This is a genomic window from Pseudomonas sp. SDO5271_S396 (genome assembly GCF_054071795.1).
The window spans coordinates 51,396-69,123 of record NZ_JBSVWB010000008.1 but is presented as its reverse complement, the minus strand read 5'-3'; the positions used below and the strand labels follow the sequence as shown (position 1 = coordinate 69,123).

Sequence of the window (17,728 nt, the reverse complement as noted above, 5' to 3'; positions counted from 1 at the left end):
CATGCGCGAACCCGGCCTGTTAAAGCCCGCAGTCCTCTGGTTGTTGCTGCTGGCGCCGCTGTTTTTCAGCACCTACGGCTTCGCCACCTGGGTCACCAGCCAGCGCAACGACGTCGGCACGCTGGTATTCGGCTGGGAAAGCCACATGCCGTTCTGGGCATGGACCATCGTGCCCTACTGGTCCATCGACCTGCTCTACGGGTTCTCGCTGCTGCTGCCCAACACCCGTCATGAGTTGAAACAGCACGCACTGCGGCTGTTGAGCGCGCAAATCATCGCCGTGAGCTGCTTTCTGATCTGGCCGCTGCGCTTCACCTTCGAGCGGCCGGAGCTGGATGGCGTGTTCGGCTGGTTGTTTGCGGTACTGGCGGGGTTCGACAAGCCGTTCAACCAGGCGCCGTCGCTGCATATCGCGTTGCTGGTGATCCTGTGGGTCATGTACCAGCGCCACAGCCAGGGCATCTGGCGTTGGCTGGTGCATGGCTGGTTCGCGCTGATCGGCCTTTCGGTGCTGACCACTTATCAACATCACTTTATCGACTTACCCACAGGCGCCCTGGCTGGGTGGATCTGTGTGTGGTTGTGGCCCGTGGAACACCCGAGCCCGTTGTTGAATGCCCGGCTGACGCGCGATCCCGCACGCTGGCGGCTCGGTGTGCGCTACGGGCTGGGTGCGCTGGCGTTGGTGATACTCGCCTTTGCGTTGCGCGGAGCATGGTTGTGGCTAGTGTGGCCGACGGTTTCTCTGGCATTGATCAAGGCGAATTACTTCGTATTGGGCGCTTCAGGCTTTCAGAAGCGTGCCGATGGCCGACTGACGCCCGCCGCGCGCTGGCTGTATGCCCCTTATCTGGCCGCCGCCTGGATCAACTCGCGCCTGTGGACACGCAAACATCCCCAGCCCGACCTGATTGTGGATAACGTTTGGCTGGGGCGCATTCCTGCCGCGAGCGAGCAGGCCCCCTTCAAGGCCATCGTCGATCTCTGCGCTGAATTGCCGATGGACCCACAGGGCCGTGCCTATCACTCCATTCCCGTGCTGGACCTGATCGCGCCCACGCCCGAAGCGTGCCTGCAAGCTGCCCACGCCATCGAACGCCTGCGCGCAAGCGGCCCGCTGCTGGTGTGCTGCGCCCTCGGCTACTCGCGCAGCGCCACCGCCGTCGCGGCCTGGCTGCTGCACACCGGGCGCGCCGCGACGGTTGAAGAGGCGCTGACTATCATTCGTACAGCGCGGGCCGATGTGGTCCTGCATCCTGCTCACCGTCAAGCGTTGGAGGGCGTGCCCCATGCCAGCTGATATGGAACTCCAGGTCGTCGCCAGCCTGCTGCGCCGTGGCCGTTCGCTGGATCAGTTATCCACAGGCCTGACGCTGCTCGGCGTACTGTTCGGCCTGGCGCAGCTGCTGATGGCCAGCATTGCGCCGATCTGTCTGCTGTTCAGCCTGTGGATGATTATTCTCGGGTTGCTGCAAAAGTACTGGGCGCTGCGCGTGGCCTTCGACGCCGACCTGTTCGCCCTGCTGGCCCGCGACATCGAGCGCACCGCCGACCTCGACCAAGCCTTGCAGAGCCTCGGCTTGCAATCGGCCAAGCGCGCCGGTCGACCCTGGACCGAGCGCCGTCGTGGTGCTCTCAAACTGTTGCGTAAACAAGCCTGGCTGCTGGGCGCACAAGCGCTGCTGACTCTGGGCGTGATCCTCGCCAGCCCTTGGCTGCCGTTCGCCGGATAAGGAATCCCCATGCTCGAACCCGTGGTCGCCACGCTGATTACCTCCATGGCCCGCACCGTCACCGGCGCCCGCAGCCTTTGGCTCGGCTGTGCGCCGGTGCCGGTGCAGCGCATTTACTTCGCCAACCACAGCAGCCACGGCGACTTTGTGCTGCTGTGGGCGTCGTTGCCGCAGAACCTGCGCAAATTCACGCGCCCGGTGGCCGGCAGTGACTACTGGAACAAAAGCGCGTTGCGCCGCTACATCATCAGCCGTGTCTTCAATGGCGTGCTGATCGACCGTGAGCGCAAGGACCCTGTGGATAACCCCTTGCAGCCCATGCTGGCCGCGCTGGAAGGCGGCGACTCGCTGATCATCTTTCCGGAGGGCACGCGCAATCTGGAAGAAGGCCTGCTGCCCTTCAAGAGCGGGTTATATCACCTGGCAAAAAGTTACCCACAGGCTGAGCTGATCCCGGTGTGGATCGCCAACCTCAACCGGGTCATGCCCAAGGGCCGCGTACTGCCGCTGCCTTTACTGTGCACCACCAGCTTCGGCGCACCGCTGCACCTGGAAGAGGGTGAAGACAAGGTCGCATTCCTCGCCCGCACCCGCGATGCTCTGCTCGCCCTTGCCCCGGAGCATGTCTGACATGGATAGCCAAACCCTGATGCTGTTCGGCGGGATCGGCGTGATTCTGGTGGTCGCTTCGCTGATCGGCCTGATCCTCAAACTGCGCACCCGTGGCACACCAAACGCGGTGATCGACAACCTCAACGCGCGCATCAACGCCTGGTGGGTGATGGTGGTGGTGATCGGCGTCGCCTTCTGGCTCGGCACCGGCGCGGTGATCCTGCTGTTCTATGCGGTGTCGTTCTACGCCCTGCGCGAATTCCTCACCCTCACCCCCACCCGTCGCAGCGACTACCCGGCGTTGGTGGCCGCGTTCTACCTGGCTTTGCCGCTGCAATACCTGTTGATCTACTCCGACTGGTACGGGCTGTTCTCGATTTTCATCCCGGTGTACGTGTTCCTGCTGCTGCCGATCCTCGCGTCACTGGGCGGCGACAGCACGCACTTCCTGGAGCGCGCTTCGAAAGTGCAATGGGGCTTGATGATCGCGGTGTTCTGCGTGTCGTTCGTGCCCGCCCTGCTCACCCTCGACATCCCCGGCTACGAAGGCCGCAACCTGCTGCTGATCGCCTACCTGGTGATCGTGGTGCAACTGTCCGACGTATTGCAGTACGTGTGCGGCAAGCTGTTCGGCAAACACAAGATCGCGCCCAACCTGTCACCGTCCAAGACCGTGGAAGGTTTTGTCGGCGGCATTCTGCTTTCGTCGCTGATCGGCGCGGCGCTGTGGTGGACCACGCCGTTCAACCCGTGGCAGTCATTCCTGATCGCGCTGTTGATCAACCTGCTGGGCTTTGCCGGCGGCATCGTGATGTCGGCGATCAAGCGTGACCGGGGCGTGAAGGACTGGGGGCACATGATCGAAGGTCACGGCGGGATGCTGGATCGGCTGGACTCGGTATGCTTCGCCGCGCCCATCTTCTTCCATCTCGTGCGCTACTGGTGGACCTGACCCCCTACCACCGATCGTTCCCACGCTCTGCGTGGAAACGCATCCTGTGACGCTCCGCGTCAGGACTTAAAGGGCGGACGCGGAGCGTCCAGAGCGGTGTTCCCACGCGGAGCGTGGGAACAATCAATGGTGGCTCCAAGAACATCACTAGATTGGTAAATGGCCCAAGGGCAACGCGCCTGGGGTCTTCACGGTCTGGATCGCAAAATTGCTGCGGATGTCCCGCACCCCCGGCAGCTTCAACAGGCTGCCGGTGACGAAGCGCTCGTACCCACGCAAATCCGGCACCACCACCTGCAAGAGAAAGTCCGACTCCCCCGACACCAGGAACGCCGAAATCACTTCCGGCAAGGCCATCACTGCCTCGCGAAAAGCATTGGCCTCGGTGTCGTTGTGCCGCTCCACTTTCACCCCCACGAATACCATCATGCCCAGGCCCACTTCGTCGCGATCCAGCGTGGCCTGATAGCCACGAATCACGCCGGCTTCCTCCAGCAGGCGCACGCGCCGCAGGCAAGGTGAGGCAGACAGGCCGATTTCGTCAGCCAATTGCACATTGGTCAGGCGACCGTACCGCTGCAGGGCCTCGAGGATTTTTCGGTCAAAGGCATCGAGTTTCAGATTTGGCATAAGTGAATGGCCATTCGCTGTATCAGTGGCAGATAGTGCCAAGACTAGACGCTTTTACAGCCAACTACGCAAGCACCTGCCCTGCCCTTCAGCCCTAGAATCTGCCCATCAATCACGCAACTGACGGGGTGGAACATGGCGGAACTCTGGTTATTTCTGGTGGCCCTTTCGGTGGCATATCTGTTGCCCGGGCCGGACATGATCCTGCTGCTGCAAACCGGCGCACGCCAAGGCAAGGCCCTGGCGCTGACCACGGCGATTGGCCTGGGGTTGGCCCGGGCGTGCCATGTGGCGTTGGCCGGCATGGGCCTGGCGACCTTGTTCAAAGTGGCGCCCTGGACCTTCGATGTGGTGCGCCTGGGCGGCGCGGCCTATCTGTTGTGGCTGGGCGTGCAATGCCTGCGGGCCAATGGGCTGCCCTCACTCGACGGAGCACACGGCACCCCGCCAACCCGGGCTTGGCGCGGCGCGTTTCAACGCGGCCTGCTGACCAACCTGCTCAACCCCAAGGCGCTGTTGTTCTGCTCGGTGCTGCTGCCGCAGTTCATCGATCCGCAGGCCGGATCGGTGGCGATGCAGTTCGCGTTGCTCGGGGTGATTCTGGTGGCCGTGGGGTTCGCATTCGATTGCTGCTACGCCCTGACCGGCGCCCGGATCGGCCAATGGCTGGCACGCAATCGCTCGGCTCAGCGCCTGCAACAATGGTTATTCGGCAGTCTTTTGATCGGTTTTGCGGTACGCCTCACTTTTGTGCAACACGCCTGAGCCGGTCGGCGTATCCACGTCATCTTTTGTATCAAAGACGCGTGTAAGATACGCCGCAATCAGCCAGGGATGCTCACCATGTTCGACGCGTTGAAAGCGATCAGTCGCCGTATTGCCAATGGATTATTGACTATGGTGAGCGCCGTTTTCGGCCAGTGGCAACCGCCGTTCTGGCTGCGGGCCATCGGCCATAGCCTGGCGAAGCTGGGCCGCAAGGCGCGGGCTTATCCACGCCAAGCCGGTTTCGGGCTGCTGGGCCTGGTGCTGCTGGCCGGCGCCGGCCTCTACGGCTGGCACTGGTATTCCAACCTGCCGCAACCGCACACCGTGGGTTATTCCCTGCACAAGCCCAACCTGACCGACTACACCCAGGCAACGCCGGTGCTGGATAACGTTCAGGTGCGCTTTGCCGAGTCCGTGGCGCCACTGGCCGCCATTGGCAAGCCCGTCACCGAGGGCATTACCCTCAAACCCGCCGTGGCCGGTGCCTGGCGCTGGGCCGATGACCGTACGCTGTTGTTCGTGCCGGAAAAGGATTGGCCCGTCGACGCCCATTACACCCTCGACCTGGCGAAGAAAAACCTGCTGGCCGATGGCGTGCTGCTGGATCAATACAGCGCTCAATTCTCCACCCAGCCGTTTCGCGCCACCCTGGCGCACAACGAGCTGTATCAGGACCCGTCCAACCCCACGCTGAAACAGCTGGTGGCGACCTTCCATTTTTCCCACCCGGTGGATGAAGACGGCCTGCGCAAGCGTGTCTCGGTCACCCTCGCCAAGGGCCTGAGCTACCGTGACGCGCAGTTGCCCAACCGCCCCGAAGTCACCTTCGACGAGAAAAAGCTCAACGCCTACGTGCGTTCCGCCGCCCTGGCCACGCCGCTGGAAAGCACACCGGTCAGCGCCCGGCTCGACGAAGGCATCAAAGCCCGTGACGGCGGCAATGCCAGTACCGCGCCGCTGGTGGCGGAAGTCACCGTGCCCGGCCGTTATCGCCTGACGTTCACCGGCGCCGAAGTGAGCTTTGTCGACAACGAGCGCGGCGAGCCCGAGCCGGTGCTGATGTTCAGCAGTTCCAGCGCCGTGGCCGATGAAACCATCGCCCATAAGGTCCAGGCCTGGCTGCTGCCGGAAAAAGCCGAAGACGACACCCGCCCCTACAACAGCAACGACATCGATGACGCCCTGCTGGCCCGCAGCACCAAGCTCACCCTGACCCACGTGCCCAGCGTCGAACCGCTCAATACCCTGCATGCCTTCAAGTTCAAGGCTCCGGCCGGGCGCGCCGTGTATGTGCGCGTTCCCGCCAACCTGGAAGCCATCGGCGGCTACCTGGCCAAAAATCCTACGGCATCGCTGATCAGCATGCCGGCCTATCCGCGCACCTTGCAGTTCCTGTCCGACGGCGCGTTGCTCAGCCTCAACGGCGAAAAACGCCTGGGCTTCATGGCCCGCGGCGTGCCCGGCGCCCATGTGGAAATCGCCCGCCTGTTACCCAACCAGTTGCAACACCTGGTGGACCAGAGCAGCGGCAGCTTCGCCCGGCCCAGCTTCGGCAACGAGTACTTCGACCGCATGGTCGAGCGCCAGTCCCTGGACATTCCGCTGTCGTCGAGCGACCCGGCGAAAACCGTCTACGACAATGTCGACCTCAGTCACTACCTCACCGCCAATGGTGGCCGGCGCGGCATTTTCGTGCTCAAGCTGAGCCCGCAGGATGACCCGGCCCTGCGCACCTTCGACTACGACCGCAGCGGCACCAGCGACCTGCGCTTCATCGTGGTGACGGACCTGGGCATCATCGCCAAGCGCTCCAGCGACGGCAGCCATGATATTTACGTACAGTCCATCGGCAATGGCTCGCCGGTCTCCGAGGCACAGGTCGATATCATTGGCCGCAACGGTTTGCCGGTCAGCAGTGGTCGTACCGATGCAGAAGGCCACGCGCATTTCGCCAAGCTGGATGAATTGCGCCGTGAGAAAACGCCGCTGATGTATGTGGTCACCCGAGGCAATGACCAATCCTTCCTGCCTATTGCCCGTCAGTCCCAACAGCTGGATTTGTCGCGCTTCGACGTAGGCGGTCTGGAAGAGGACGGTGCGATCGATCGCCTCAGCGCTTACCTGTTTACCGACCGTGGCCTGTACCGGCCCGGTGAAACCGCCCACCTGGGCATGATCGTGCGCAGCGGCAACTGGAAAGGTGCGTTGCAAGGCCTGCCGGTAGAGCTGCAAATCACCGACCCACGGGGCCTGGAAGTGATTCGACAGCCGCTGAAACTGTCTTCCAGCGGTTTTGAAACCTTCGATTTCCCCAGCAGCGAAGTCGCCCCCGCCGGCGAGTACACCGCCACCTTGCAGTTGATCGGACAGAAACAGACCCGCACCGACCTGGGCAGCGTCAGCTTCAAGGTCCGCGACTTCGAACCGGACCGCATGAAAGTCAGCCTGAGCCTGCACGACACGCCCGTATCGGGCTGGATCCCACCGGATCAGGTGGTGGCCAAGGTCACCGCGATGCACTTGTTCGGCGCCCCGGCGGCAGGCCGTCGTGTCACCGCGAAAATGTCCCTGAGCCCGACGCTTGCGGCATTCGAGCGTTATCCCGATTACCGCTTCCGTCTCAATGACGCCCTGGAAGAGGCCAGCACCGAAGACCTGGCCGAAACCACTGTCGACGACAACGGCCAGGCGCTGCTCGACCTCAACCTGCAACGCTTTGCCAACAGCACCTATCGCCTGCAAGTGATGACCCAGGTGTTCGAAGCCGAAGGCGGTCGCAACGTGGCGGCGCAAAGTGCCTTGCTGGTGTCGTCCGCACCTTACCTGGTCGGTGTGAAAAGTCAGGATTCGCTGTCGTACGTCGCCAAGGATGCGCCGCGCCAGGTGCAATGGCTGGCGGTCGCGCCAGACCTGACGCCTATCGCGGTGGACGGCCTGACCAGCGAAGTGGTCGAACACCGTTACGTGTCGGTGCTGGTGAAGCAGTCCAATGGCACCTACAAGTACGAGTCGCGCATCAAGAACATCAGCCAGCCGGCGTCACCGCTGGTGATGACCCAGGACGGCGCCAAACAGACCCTGAACACCGGCACGCCGGGGGATTTCACCCTGCAAGTGAAAGACGCCAACGGCAACTTGCTGAACCAGATCGACTACAGCGTGGCCGGGCGTGGCAACACCTCGCGCTCCCTGGAACGCAACGCCGAACTGCAATTGCGCCTGGATAAACGCAGCTATGCCACCGGTGACGAAATCGCCATCAGCATTCGTGCGCCTTACACCGGCGCGGGCTTGATCACCATCGAGCGCGACAAGGTCTACACCCAACAGTGGTTCAAGGCCGACAGCACCAACAGCGTGCAACATATCCGCGTGCCCGCAGGGCTTGAGGGCAATGCCTACGTGAACGTGCAGTTCGTGCGCGATATCGGCTCGTCCGAGGTGTACATGAGCCCGCTGTCCTATGGCGTGGTGCCCTTTAGCATCAACCTGGATGCGCGGCGCATGGGCCTGAAAGTGGAGGGCCCGGCGAAGATCGAACCGGGGCAGACGCTGGACATCAAGGTCACGGCGGACCGTCCGGGCCGCGCAGTGATCTACGCGGTGGACGAAGGCATCCTGCAAGTGGCGCGCTACCAGACGCCGGACCCGCTGGGCTTCTTCTTCCAGAAGCGCGCCCTGGAAGTCGGGACCAGTCAGATTCTGGACCTGATCCTGCCGGAATTCAGCCGTCTGCTCAGTGGGGCAGCGCCTGGTGGCGATACGGAAGGTGCCCTGGCCAACCACCTCAACCCGTTCAAGCGCAAACATCAGCCGCCGGTGGCCTGGTGGTCCGGGCTGGTGGACTTGCCGGCCGGTGAAACCGTGCTGCACTACCAGGTGCCCGACAGCTTCAACGGCAAGCTGCACCTGTTTGCGGTGGCCGTGGATGCCGACAGCGTGGGCGTCAGCGACGCCAACACCGAAGTGCGCGGGCCGATCGTGATCACGCCCAATGTGCCGGCCTTTGTGGCACCGGGAGACGTGTTCAACGTCAGCGCCGGGGTGTTCAGCAACCTCGATGCCGCCGCCGATGTGAAGTTTGAAGTGCAGACCAGCGCGGGCCTGAATCTACAGGGCGACAAGGGCATTACCTTGTCGCTGCAACCGCGCAAGGAAGGCACCGCCGAGTTCAAGGTCAAAGTCGGCGAGACCCTGGGCTCGGCGGACCTGCGGTTCGTCGCGGTGCTGCCCGATGGCAAACGCATCCAGGTGGCGGAAACCACCTCGATTCGTCCACTGAGCGAGCATCGCGTGGCCCTGAGCCTGGGCCGCTTCGACAGCGCCAGCAAAGAGCTCAAACCCACCCGCGAGCTGTTCGGCCAACTGCGCAACGTGCAACTGGGCGTAGCGGCCTCGCCGCTGGTGTGGGCCAACGGCCTCAAGCATTACCTGGATGACTACGGTTATGCCTGCACCGAGCAATTGGTGTCCAAGGCCATGCCGGCGTTGATCTGGGGCGGCAACGCAGCGGAGGCCGAACAAGCCTTTGGCAGTGCCGTGCGCATGCTGCGCCAGCGCCAGAACCAGGCCGGTGGCTTTGGTTTGTGGGCCGCCAACCCGGATGTAGCGCCGTACGCCAGCCTGTACGCCACCGACTTCCTGATCGAAGCCCGGGAACGTGGGTTGCCGGTGCCGGAAGACCTGCTGGCGCGCTCCAATGCTTATCTGACCGACCTGGCCAACGGCCCGAGCGAAGGGCTGTCGGAATTGCGCAACCGGGCCTACGCCAGTTACCTGCTGAGCCGTCAGGGGATTCTGGTGAGCGGTGCCTTGAGCGATATCCGCGAGCGCTACGAAAACTACTTCAAAGACACCTGGCAGAACGATATTGGCGCCGCCTACCTGGCCGCCAGCTACAAGCTGCTCAAGCAGGATCGCCAGGCCGACACGCTGTTCCGCAAAATCCCCTGGCGTTCGCTTGTGGATAAGTGGGACAGCGACGGTTTGTACTACGACCCGCTGGTGCATGACGCCGAACACTTGCACCTGTTGGCGCGACATTTCCCTGAGTTGATGGACGATGTGCCGACAGCGCTGCTGGATAAACTCGGCAAGCGCCTCAACGAGCAGCGCTATAACTCGCTGTCGGCGGCCCTGCTGCTGCGCGCCCTGGACAACTACGGCCAGCGCGCGCAAAGCGACATGACCCTCAAGGCCACCGCCTGGCTGGGCGACAAGCAACAGCAATTGCTGGAGATGGCCGGTCAGCCACCCCGCGCCGCGGTACCGGACGCTACGCAAAAGCTGGTGCTGGAAAAATCCGACGGGCCAGCGGCGTTCTACATGCTCAGCGAAGCCGGGTTCGACAAGGGCACCACGCTCAAGCCGATCAACAATGGCCTGGAGATCATCCACGAGTACCTCGACCTCAAGGGCGAGCCCGTGAGCAAAGTAGCGGTGGGCGATGAATTCCTGGTGCGCCTGCGGCTGCGCGCCACCGACCGTGATCAGGTGCAGCAAGTGGCCGTGGTCGACCTGCTGCCCGGTGGCGTCGAGCCTGTGTATAACGTGCCGCCGGAACCGGAAGCCGCCAGCACCGAGGAAGGCGAAGGCGAAGAAACCGAGTACGTGGAAACCGCCGAGGACAGCGAAGAGGCCGACACCTGGCAAGCCCCCATCGGCGAAACCGAGCTGAGCAACTGGCAACCGGAGTACGTGGATGTGCGCGATGACCGGGTGGTGCTGTACGGCACGGCCCTGCGCGATGTCGGTACCTTCGTCTACCGTGTGCGCGCCACCAACGCCGGGACCTTCAACACGCCACCGGCCTACGCCGAGGGCATGTACGAAACCACCCTGCAAGGGCGCGGCAAAGTAGGCCAGCTTGAAATTACCAAGCCTTAAACGCCTGACACCGCTGCTGGCAGCGGTGGCCGTTCTGGCGGGGTTGCGGCTTTGGCCCCATGCCTCGCTGGAACAGGCGGTGACGTCATCGCGGGTGGTGTTGGCCGATGACGGCTCGCTGTTGCGCATGACCCTGGCGGATGACGGGCAATATCGCCTTTGGCTGCCGCTGGAGCGGATATCGCCTTCACTGGTCGAAGCCCTGCTGCTCAAGGAAGACCGCAATTTCTACTGGCACCCGGGGGTCAATCCTCCGGCATTGCTGCGCGCGGCCATGGCCACCTACAGCGGTGGCCAGCGCCAGGGCGGCTCGACCTTGAGCATGCAACTGGCGCGACGCCTATGGGACCTGAACACCCGGCAGGTACCCGGCAAGTTGCAGCAGATGGCGTTGGCGCTGTGGCTCGAAGCGCGCTACAGCAAGCACGATATCCTCGAGGCCTACCTGAACCTGGCGCCCATGGGTGGCAATATCGAGGGTGCCGAGGCTGCCAGCCGGATTTACTTTGGCAAGTCGGCGGCGCAGCTTTCGTTGTCCGAAGCCCTGGCGCTGGCGGTGATCCCGCAGCAACCGGGGCGGCGTGCGCGCTTCGGGCCGTCACTGCAAAACGCGCGGCTGCGCCTGATGACCGACTGGCGCGAGACTTATCCACAGGACCCGCGCAACGACAGTTTGCTGGACCTGCCGCTGGAAGCGCGCAACCGCCAGCAGATCGCGTTTCTGGCACCGCACTTGAGCGAACAGTTGCTGGCGTCGCAACCCGGCAATGAAATCAACAGCACCCTCAATCTACCGTTGCAGCAATTGCTCGAGCGCCTGATCAGCGGTTTTATCGCCGAACGCCGCAGCACGGGGGTGGAAAACGCGACGGCCATCCTGATCGACAGCCGCGACCAGAGCGTCAAGGCCCTGGTGGGCTCGGCGGATTATTTATCCACAGGCATTCAGGGCCAGGTCAACGGCGTGCTGTCGCGGCGTTCGCCCGGTTCGACGCTCAAGCCGTTCCTGTATGGGCTGGCGCTGGACCAGGGGGTGATCCACCCCATGAGCATCCTCAAGGACCTGCCGAGCAATTTCGGCTACTTCCAGCCGGAAAATTTCGACGGCAGTTTCGCCGGCCCGTTGACAGCGCGGGATGCGTTGATCCGCAGCCGCAACATCCCGGCGGTGTGGCTGGCCAGCCAGGTGAAGGCGCCTTCGCTGTATGGGTTGCTGCAACGCGCCGGCATCAAGGGCCTGCGCGACGAGAGCCATTACGGTCTGGCCCTGGCCCTGGGCGGCGGCGAGATGACCCCGGAAGAACTCGCGCGGTTGTATGTGATGCTGGCCGGCGACGGGCATTTGCGGCCTTTGCGTTATGTGCAGGAACAGCCGCCCGCCACCGGCCCGCAGTTGCTCTCGCCGCAGGCTGCGTTCATGGTGCGCGACATGCTGCGCCGCAACCCGCGTCCGGATGGCTTGCCCGGCCGTCATTGGCGCACCGCGTGGAAAACCGGCACTTCCTGGGGGTTTCACGATGCCTGGAGCGCGGGCCTGGTCGGGCCCTACGTGCTGGTGGTGTGGGTGGGCAACTTCGATGGCCGACCCAATCCCGCGTTCATCGGCGCCAAGACCGCCGCGCCGTTGTTCTTTCGCATCGCCGACGCCCTGCCCCTGGCGTTGCCCACTGTGGTGATCAAACCCGACAAGCCGCCCGCCGGGCTGGTACGCATCGACATCTGCGCCGCATCGGGTGAGTTGCCCAACCGCTGGTGCCCGCAAACCCGCAAGACCTGGTACATCCCCGGCGTGTCGCCGATTCGCGTGTCCAACCTGCACCGCCCGGTGCTGATCGACACCCGCACCGGCAAGGCGGCGTGCCCGCCGTTCGAAGCGCAATATACCCGCGAGGAAGTCTTCGAGTTCTGGCCCAGCGACGTACAGCGCCTATACCGCGCCGCCGGTTTGCCCCGGCGCACACCGCCCACGGTGATGAAGAACTGCCAGCCCAACCGCATCAGCGACCAGAGCGAGGCGCCGCAGATTCGCTCGCCGTTGACCCAGGTGAGCTATCAGTTGCGCCTATCCCAACCCCAGGAAAGCATCGCGCTGAGCGCCAACGCGGCCAGCGATGCGACGACCCTGTATTGGTTTGCCGACCAGACCCTGATCGGCCAGGGCACGCCGCACACTCCACTGAACTGGCGGCCGGGCAAATCGGGCGAGTATCGGCTGCGGGTCAGCGACGATCAGGGGCGCAGCGCCAGCCGGGGGCTGAAGGTGGAATTCGTGCCCTGATCAGCCGTCGTTGCTGGCTGAACGTTGCTGACTGATGCGCTTGGAAAAATGCCGGTATGCGACACCCATCTTGCGTTGCTCGAACAGCGAAAAGACCAGCGTGCCGAGCAGCACCAGCATCCACACCAGAAACTGTTTGAGCACATCCACGTGGGCCACGTACATCAACAACGTCACCACGCCGCCGATGACCATGCCCAACCCCATCCAGGCCCCGAGGACCCGGCCCAGGGCCATGCGGATACCTTTGGGCGTGAGCAGCCGGATCCACATCATCACCACGAAGATCGTCAGCATGAAGCCGAACGCCGCCATGAAGGGAATCGGAAACCCACCCTCACGGTACAGCCAGGCCAGCAGTTGATACGCAGGGCCCAGCGATTCCATCTGTTGATACGTGTCGGGGCCCGGCAAATGCAATTGGGCGACATGCTCCGGGGTCATGGCCATGATGCCCACGCCGAGTATCCCTGCCACCGCCCCGTAGAAACCACCTGCCCGCCACAACGGCGCCAGCACACGGCGATCCTCTACGTCCCGGGTGAGTGCCAGGCCGAACACTGCCTTGGGGTCACGGCCCTGGGCGATCACGATATGGCCGTCCCGTTCGCAGGCATCGCCGATCAGCATGATGTCCATGTCCTGGGTCAGCAGCAGCTCACCCTGACGACGCGTGAGGTTGATCGACTGGTAATCGTCCGGGTTCTTGCTGCCGAACAGGTCGATGCCTTCGGCGATCACGCGGATCTCGCCCGTCGCATCCTGGACGCGAAAGTCATTGCAGCGGGCCTCACCCTTGACCCGACTCCAGTCCCAGCGCCCGTCATCATCCTGCTTGCCGTCTTCCATGACCCACACATAGCCGGCACACGGCTTGCCGAAAATGGGTGACAGCAGGGGTTCATCCACGATCACCTTGCCACGGACTTCCACCAGGCCCATGGCCAGTGAACGGATCTGGCTGGTGGCCAGGCGTGCTTCGGTCTTATAGAAGTCCGGCCCGAAGCTGGTCAGCAGGCAGACCAGGATGAACACCGGGAAGAACAGCGCCACCACCGTCATCGGCATGTAGATCATCGCGCCGATAAAGGCCGCGAGGAACACCAGCGCCAGCACGGTTTTCCAGCGCGATTTTTTCTTTACCGCATCGCCCTGGGTGGTTTTCATGCTCCCGGCACCTCAAGCTTCACGCCTTCGTAACGGGTTTCTTCGGCACTGATGGCCAGCAACGGGATGCGCACGTAGCCGAGCATCCGCGCAAAGAACAGATCGGGAAACACCGCGATGGCGATGTTGTACAGGTTCACCGACTCGTTGAAGAACTCGCGACGGTCGGCGATGCGCTCCTCCACGGCGGAAATGGCCTGCTGCAACTCGACCATATTCGGCCCGGAGATCAGCGTGGGATAACCCTCCGCCACCGCAATCACCGACTTGAGCGCTGCATTCAATTGGTTGGAGGCCTCGACCTTGTCGTTGAGGCTGCCGGCCTTGAGGTACTGCTGACGCGCATCACTGAGACGGGTGAACAGGGCGTGCTCATGGTTCATGGCGGTCTGCACCACCCGCATCAGGTCGGGAATCTGATCGGCACGCTGCTTGAGCAGCACATCGATGTTGGCAAAGGCCTTGTCCACATCGTTACGCCGCATCACCAGGCCGTTGTAGACCCCCACCATCCAGCCGACCAGCCCGACGACAAGGATCAGCGCAACGATGCCGGCGATAAGCAATTCGATATTCATGGTGAAGCGTCCCTGACTGAGTTATCCACAGGGACGCATTTTAGGGGTAAAACAGCACGTGACACTCGGACTTAGTGCACAGAAACGAGAAGAGCGTGGCCTACGCCCAAAAACGTCGGTGCAGATCAGGAAATACAAGCTCGGCGAACCAGACCGGTAACCCCGGAAAAATTGAACGCGACTTTGCAGAGGGCACTTCGACTACCCCCAACTCAATCAATTTTCTGAGCTGTTCACTCGCGACGCGATCATGAAGACCTGAGAAAATCTTGAAGTCGGCTCGCGAGACCTCGCCCTGAGTCAGCAGGATATGAATTGCCTTGGCTGTCTCCTGCTTGACTCCAACCTGAATGAATCGAGGCTCAAGCCCGATCATCCTTTCGAGCCGGCCCCGCAGGTTTACAAGGTCCATACTGCGCTCGATGTAGTCCATCTGGTCAATGCACACCTGCAGCATGAACTCCACAAAGCCGATCAAACCGGCCTGAGTCAGTTGGCCACGACCGTCGAGAGCACCTCGACGCGGTTGATCAGCCTCCCGCAGATGCCCGTAATATTCGTCTTGCTTGCGTGCCAGCCCCCGGGACAGTGACCAGAGCGGAGAAGCCAGCCCAAGCCGCATGAGTTGCAAATGGGTCATCATGCGCACGACGCGGCCATTGCCATCTTCAAAAGGATGCACAAACGCAAGGCGATGGTGATAGGCCAGCGCCCCGAGAATGCGAGAGGTCAGATCGGCCTGTTTGCCATAGACCTGTTGAAGCCGGGTCAGCATGGGAGTAACAGACTCCCACGCCGGCGCGGCATGGTCGCCCACTAGAACATTGCGCTGTGCGTTATCCCGCAGTTGGCCTGGAACCAACAAGCGCCCGTCACTCAGTTGCAAATCTTCATCGCTTGCGCCCGCGAACAAGCGGCGATGAACAACGGATACCAGTTCCGGCGCAAAGAACAGATCCCAAGGTGCGTCGATAGACTTGGGGCGCCGCAATGCTCGTTCCAGTAACTGCTGCACGCCGATATGGCTCTGCGCCAAAGCCCGCAACTCTTTAGGATCACGCCTCGGCACACGGGCTGACAACGTTGCGGGCTCGGTGAATTGGCCTTCGATCAGATTGCTGTAATAGCTGTTGGTGATCCGCATCAAGCCGCCTATACGGCTGGCCGTCTCTTTGGGCAACAGGCCCGTCAGCTTACCTGCGCGAAACCCCAGGGACTCCGCCGTGCGCACCACTGACGCGGGGAATCCCGGAGAAGGCCAAATAGGCTCAAGCCAGTGATTTCCAGAAATAAACGCCTGTGCCATTTGCGTGACCTTTTCCGATTTATTTTCTGATCTGTTTTTCCATAAGGTCCAATACTAGTCGTGTTTAAAGAGCGCTTTGCGATTTTCTTCACTGATATTTTTTCTGATTTTTTTTCCTACTTTTTTGCGTAAGAATTTTCATCCGTCAGCACCATTCTCACCACCTCATTCCTATCCACCTTGCCCAGCGCATTACGCGGAATAGTCGTACTCAGCACGATGCGTTGCGGGCATTTGAAGGGGGCCAGACGGGTGCTCAGCCAGGCGAGGATGTCGTCCGCCGTGGTGTCGGCGGCCTCGTCTTTCAGGCGGACCAGCGCCACCACGCGCTGCCCCGCTTCGCCGTCCGGCGCGCCAGCCACGGCGGCATCGGCCACGGCGGGGTGCAGAACCAGTTGGTTCTCCACTTCCACCGGAGAGATCTTGTCGGTGAAGAAAACGATCTGGTCTTTGCTGCGCCCCACAAAACGGAAATCACCATTGGGTTCTTGCAGCATCAGGTCGCCACTGGCGAACCAGCCATCACGGCTGTGGCTGATGATGTCGCCGGGGCCGGTCCAGTAGCCGAGGCTGAGGTTGGGGCCGCTCATCTGCAACTCGCCGATTTCGCCGCGGGCGACTTCGACGCCGTTGGCATCGACGAGACGGGCACGCCCGGGCACGGCGCTCATGGTGTCCCAGGCCGAGCCGAACGCCATGCTGCCCAGGCATTCGGTCAGACCGTAGGCATTGTGCAGCGGGAAACCGAAGGTCTCCTGGAAGGTTTCGGCAATGTGGGGCCGGCAGGCGTCGCCGCCGATACCGCACACGCGCATTGAGCTGAGATCACGCGCACGCTTGCGCTGCGCCTCCACCAACGGCATGCAGATAAACGGCGCGACAAACATCGTGGTACCGCCTTCCTGCTCGATGGCACCGAGGATGGCGTCGGGATCAAAACCACTGAACATCACTTCCTGGCAACCATGGACAATCGTCGCCAGCAACACCAGCGAACCCGACACATGGGCCACCGGCGTGCTGCCGATGGTGCAGGAACCCGGCTTGATGGACCACATTTCCAGGGCACCCACAGCGTGGGCAATGGCACGCTGGTTATAGGCCACCAGCTTGGGCATGCCGGTGGTGCCGGAGGTCGCGAGCAGCAGGAAGACCGCGTCGATATCCACCGGTACGGGTGCACGACGGGTATCGCCCAGCAGTTGACGCCAGCTGTGTTGCGCCTCGTCGGCACACACAAACGTGCGCGTGCACGCGAGTGTTTCGGCATCCATCTGCGCAACGACGCCTTGCAAATCCGACTCATGGATAAACAACGCCGGTCGCAGCCAACTCAGGAACTCATTGAGCTCGCGAGCGGTGAATTCGGTTTTCAACGGTACCAGGATCGCGCCGCTCATCATCGCGGCGAACAGGAACACCGCGTACACCGGCGACGTGCGCACCAGCATCACGATGCGATCGCCCGGCTCGACACCGGCCTGCTTGAGCCCGTTGCTCAACCGCACCACTTCAGTGGCCAGGCGGTGATAGGACCAGACATCACCGTCGGCAATCAGCGCAATGGCATTGGGCCGTTCGGCGGCATGACGCAACAGCGCCTGCAGCGGCGTTTGGGTAGGGGCCAGCGGGTCGAGTGTTTCAAAACAGGTCAGCATGGGTATCTTCCAAGGGGCTGAAACGACGCGCGCCATGGCGCGCTCTCCCCAAGGGAACACCCGAGCCGGGTGGTTTATTTCGTGAAAATTGGTTTATCGATCAAGCGGTGGATATGAAAAACCCCCGGAGGGCCGGGGGTTTTTCTCATCGTCTTGACCG

At 62.5% G+C, this 17,728-nt stretch carries 12 protein-coding genes; 7 read left to right on the top strand and 5 right to left on the bottom strand.

The window, feature by feature from the left end; all coding sequences use genetic code 11:
• The first annotated feature begins 1 nt into the window (after position 1).
• Genes ACW9IN_RS08775 through ACW9IN_RS08760 form a run of 4 tightly spaced genes read left to right on the top strand, consistent with a single transcriptional unit; the run spans position 2 to position 3,297 of the window.
• On the top strand, positions 2-1,300 hold the full coding sequence (locus ACW9IN_RS08775; protein WP_457365506.1) for a phosphatase PAP2/dual specificity phosphatase family protein: 1,299 nt from the start codon (positions 2-4) through the stop codon (positions 1,298-1,300).
• The gene (locus ACW9IN_RS08770; RefSeq protein ID WP_457365505.1) at positions 1,290-1,733 is read left to right on the top strand and encodes a hypothetical protein; all 444 of its coding nucleotides are present in this window, start codon (positions 1,290-1,292) and stop codon (positions 1,731-1,733) included. The genes ACW9IN_RS08775 and ACW9IN_RS08770 overlap by 11 nt, the downstream gene beginning before the upstream one ends.
• 9 nt (positions 1,734-1,742) lie before the next feature.
• A complete protein-coding gene (locus tag ACW9IN_RS08765; RefSeq protein WP_457365504.1) occupies positions 1,743-2,363 on the top strand; it encodes a lysophospholipid acyltransferase family protein in 621 nt (206 codons plus the stop codon).
• Position 2,364: 1 nt separating this feature from the next.
• Positions 2,365-3,297, top strand: a complete 933-nt coding sequence (locus ACW9IN_RS08760) for a phosphatidate cytidylyltransferase (RefSeq protein WP_457365503.1) — start codon at positions 2,365-2,367, stop codon at positions 3,295-3,297.
• Between the two features lie 147 nt (positions 3,298-3,444).
• Here ACW9IN_RS08760 and ACW9IN_RS08755 read toward each other — a convergent pair whose 3' ends face one another.
• Positions 3,445-3,918 carry an Lrp/AsnC family transcriptional regulator gene (locus ACW9IN_RS08755; protein WP_457365575.1) on the bottom strand — a complete coding sequence of 158 codons (474 nt, stop codon included), beginning with the start codon at positions 3,916-3,918 and terminating at the stop codon, positions 3,445-3,447.
• Positions 3,919-4,062: 144 nt separating this feature from the next.
• Here ACW9IN_RS08755 and ACW9IN_RS08750 point away from each other — a divergent pair, with 144 nt between their 5' ends.
• From ACW9IN_RS08750 to pbpC, 3 genes are all read left to right on the top strand, one after another.
• Positions 4,063-4,692 (top strand): LysE family translocator, encoded by a 630-nt coding sequence (locus ACW9IN_RS08750; RefSeq protein WP_457365502.1) that lies wholly within the window; start codon positions 4,063-4,065, stop codon positions 4,690-4,692.
• A 78-nt stretch (positions 4,693-4,770) separates the two neighbouring features.
• On the top strand, positions 4,771-10,581 hold the full coding sequence (locus tag ACW9IN_RS08745; protein ID WP_457365501.1) for an MG2 domain-containing protein: 5,811 nt from the start codon (positions 4,771-4,773) through the stop codon (positions 10,579-10,581).
• Entirely contained in the window at positions 10,562-12,859 is a 2,298-nt protein-coding gene (gene pbpC, locus ACW9IN_RS08740; protein WP_457365500.1) for a penicillin-binding protein 1C, read from the top strand. The genes ACW9IN_RS08745 and pbpC overlap by 20 nt, the downstream gene beginning before the upstream one ends.
• Here the strand turns inward: pbpC and ACW9IN_RS08735 are convergent, their stop codons facing one another.
• From ACW9IN_RS08735 to ACW9IN_RS08720, 4 genes are all read right to left on the bottom strand, one after another.
• Entirely contained in the window at positions 12,860-14,026 is a 1,167-nt protein-coding gene (locus tag ACW9IN_RS08735; protein WP_457365499.1) for a hypothetical protein, read from the bottom strand.
• The gene (locus tag ACW9IN_RS08730; protein ID WP_457365498.1) at positions 14,023-14,604 is read right to left on the bottom strand and encodes a LemA family protein; all 582 of its coding nucleotides are present in this window, start codon (positions 14,602-14,604) and stop codon (positions 14,023-14,025) included. The genes ACW9IN_RS08735 and ACW9IN_RS08730 overlap by 4 nt, the downstream gene beginning before the upstream one ends.
• A 100-nt stretch (positions 14,605-14,704) precedes the next feature.
• Positions 14,705-15,910, bottom strand: coding sequence for a Fic family protein (locus ACW9IN_RS08725; protein ID WP_457365497.1), 1,206 nt, complete (start codon positions 15,908-15,910; stop codon positions 14,705-14,707).
• A 116-nt stretch (positions 15,911-16,026) separates the two neighbouring features.
• Positions 16,027-17,568 carry an AMP-binding protein gene (locus ACW9IN_RS08720; protein ID WP_457365496.1) on the bottom strand — a complete coding sequence of 514 codons (1,542 nt, stop codon included), beginning with the start codon at positions 17,566-17,568 and terminating at the stop codon, positions 16,027-16,029.
• Positions 17,569-17,728: the final 160 nt, after the last annotated feature.